Genomic DNA, 3,370 nt, shown 5'->3' on the forward strand with positions numbered 1-3,370 from the left:
AGAGGGAGAGGGGTGGAGAGCAGAGTTATGGGTCACATGGAACCCGTTGCGAGATAATGCACCGGTTGAAAGGCGGTTTCGGTTTTCAGACAATGAAGCCATTAAGCGTGTAGAGATCAATTGGTCATATAATGCAAGCCATAAAGATTTAATACAAAATATGAGTGCTATGATTACTTTTTATAATAGTGAAGTAAAAAGTTTTAAAGATACCTGTCCTCATGCTGACCGTAAAACACGTAATAAAATTGTAAACAATTTTATTAACATTGATGCTACAAAAATCAGTTGGAGTACTACTCTCAAACAAGAATTGATAAGAAGCAAATTTTCCAAATTTGAGAATAATTGCCTTATTCAAAGCCTTTATCGCCCTTTTATACGACAGTGGCTCTATTATAATCGCACCTTTAATGAATCAGTTTTTCAAATGCCGCATATATTTCCTATGGGACAAACAGTTGAAAATAAAGTAATACACGTTACCGGCATAGGGTCAATGAAAGACTTTTCTGTATTTATGAGTAAGACTGTGCCTGATTTTAAGGTAATAGAGAATGGTCAATGCTTTCCACGATACCTGTATGAAAATGTTAAATCTTCTGTAGGTAATGAGAATAAAAAACAAACTCATTTATTTACAAACTCTATAGAGGAAAACAAAACAGCTGGTTTACAACGCCGTGATGCCATTACTGATGAAGGTCTAGACCATTTTAAAACGGCTTATCCTAATGAAAAAATCACTAAAGATGATCTATTCTATTACGTTTACGGTTTACTTCATTCGGAAGATTATCGCGCCCGTTATGCTGATAACCTCTCTAAAGAATTGCCTCGTATCCCTTGTGTAAAGAGTTCTGATGATTTTTGGAAGTTTGTGACAGCAGGGCGTGAACTGGGGCATTTGCACGTAAATTATGAAGATGTAGAGCCTTATCCAGTGACCTTTAAAAAGGGTAATCCAAAACAAACAGAGATCTCTAATCCTGAGAAATTCTATTATGTAACTGAAATGAAATTCGCTGGAAATAGTAAGGAAAAGGATAAATCAACTGTTATCTACAATAGCAATATTACCATAACAGATATCCCTCTTGAAGCTTATGAGTATATAGTCAATGGTAAACCTGCTCTTGAATGGGTTATGGGGCGTCAATGCGTTAAGACTGATAAAAAGAGTGGCATTGTTAATGATGCTAATCGCTATGCTGTTGAAACCATTGGCAACCCTGCTTACCCCCTCGAATTGTTTCAAAGGGTTATTACCGTAAGTTTAGAGACAATGAAAATCGTAAAAAAACTACCAAAATTAGAAATAAGAGAAACTGAATAACTTATAAAGCATGCTCACATAATGGGTATGATAAACGCATAAGGGGTATAGAGCTTATAACCATAATCTATACCTCTTTTGTTAAGTTGATTAGATACAATCCTAATATGCGTTATTCTAAAAAGAAGAAACTTGCACTTTTAGATACTCTACTTTGGATTGCTTTAAGACTTTTAAGAAATCCATTCTTAAAGTGAATTAGATTTTTTTACATTGCCTTTAAGAGGTTATACCGTAATTTAAAATGAGTGCTTTATTGTTATCAAAAACTTTGTTTAAAGAGGATTATGTATATTCATTTTGCTTATAGGTTTTGAAGGTGTAAAAATCGTCAAAACCCCCTCAAAACGTATATTATTGGTTGAATTTAGAGGTTATATTATCAATAGAGGTTGTTTTTTTAAGGTCTATAAAATATTAACTTATTGAAATATAATGTTTTTAATTTTTATCGTTTTTTTACATAATAGCAGCAACCCTCAAAACTCAAAACCCCTTCAAAACTCATAACCATAATGATCTTGATAGCATTTCTTATGAAGAAGAAACTATCTTTTGAAAGGCTTTAAAGGGTCATACGCTTTTCATAAGACACGCTTTAATGACTCACTAAAATCATCACTTTTGTCGGTTCAGTTTACTGACACATAACTGACAAGTTTTAATCAACTCACATCATTGATTATCTTTAAAGATTGTATTCTTGATATGGGTTGTATTTTAAAGACATTAACATATTGAAAGATAAAGTTTTTAATTTTACTCATTAAAAAAATAATTATAGGGTCTAAAAAGGACTGACAACACTGACACGGTCTATTAAAAGGTATTTTTCTAATCTCTATAATTATCAATCTCTCTTTAGATGTTTTCATAACAATCTATAAATCGCAATTATCCTATTTATCGTTTCTCTTATGAAAATGAAAAATAACACCATGGCTATAAAGAACATAACAGCTATAAGAATGCATAAAAATATTAAGCTGAAATATATTACAAAACCGCTTTCAAATTAGGTAACCTATTCTTTCTTCTTCTCCAAAAAAAAATTAACAATATCACCTTCATATTTATCAACTAATTGTATCACATCATCTAAAGTGTAAGTCTTCATGAATCTTCCACCGCATACTCTTTAATTCTTTTGCAGAGAAATTCATAAAAATTACTTGCGTAATACTGGGGATCGTCAAGTGGAAACTTAAGATAGAGCGGGCACTCTCCATCCCGAAACTGAGTATAATCAAAGTAAAAGCTTTCACCAAAATCAGTTGTGCAGACAACAAGCTGTTTGGGATGCGTAAAACCATCTCTTCTATCGAGTAAATTTCGGTAAACAATATCACCAGCAGGAATACCAGCACAGATTTCATAAATACTGAATATTTCTTCACCTCCTATTTCTCCTCCTCCATAATTTTTTAAAAAACTCTTGTAGGAAGAGCTAAATTGTAAATCGAGAGTGTTCTCTGCTGTTTTAATCCGTACATCATCAGGTGCATTATCTTTAGTCCCAAAATTAATAACATGACTATGCATATCAATATATTGTGCAACATCATCTAAAGTATAACTTTTCATAAATTTTTCTCCATAAGTCACAGCGTGTTTGTACTGATCAATATTTCTCTCTTATAGTTAATGGAATTGGGATTACATTGATAAAAGCATAAGGGATATTTTCTTGATGAAGCTCTTTTCTCATCTGTGTCGGTAAAATCATCTCGCATATACAATATATGATGTCATTAAAAGGGATGATTACTAAAGCTTAGAGAGCACCTTTTAGGGACATGACTCCAATATTTGCAATAATGACCTTTTCTTTTTTCCTACTTAGAAATTTTTTTTGAAATCCAACAAATAACTTTTCTGATAAAATTTGTCTTTGGCTTCATATCAGCAACAAAACTTTTGCCTTGATAAAATGAGTAGAGAACCTCAGCGATAGGACTATCTTGTTCTTGTGTCATAGGATGTAACATAATAGGCCTACAATCGACTCCAATAGGAGCTCTTCCTGATGCCATT

3 protein-coding genes are annotated in these 3,370 nt (G+C 32.5%); 1 reads left to right on the forward strand and 2 read right to left on the reverse strand.

Features of this window, described 5'->3' with window-relative positions; translation table 11 throughout:
- The coding region (locus PVV57_RS09850) for a type ISP restriction/modification enzyme (RefSeq protein WP_342753463.1) at positions 1–1,336 on the forward strand (1,336 nt) is incomplete at its 5' end.
- Between the two features lie 1,113 nt (positions 1,337–2,449).
- On the opposite strand, the gene PVV57_RS09855 is transcribed toward PVV57_RS09850, so the two are convergent.
- The gene (locus PVV57_RS09855; RefSeq protein ID WP_273783995.1) at positions 2,450–2,920 is read right to left on the reverse strand and encodes an SMI1/KNR4 family protein; all 471 of its coding nucleotides are present in this window, start codon (positions 2,918–2,920) and stop codon (positions 2,450–2,452) included.
- Positions 2,921–3,171: 251 nt separating this feature from the next.
- On the reverse strand, positions 3,172–3,370 hold a 199-nt coding region (locus PVV57_RS09860), incomplete at its 5' end, for an HNH/ENDO VII family nuclease (protein ID WP_273783996.1).

The organism is Bartonella sp. AU15XJBT, assembly GCF_028618615.1.
Classification (GTDB): Bacteria; Pseudomonadota; Alphaproteobacteria; order Rhizobiales; family Rhizobiaceae; genus Bartonella.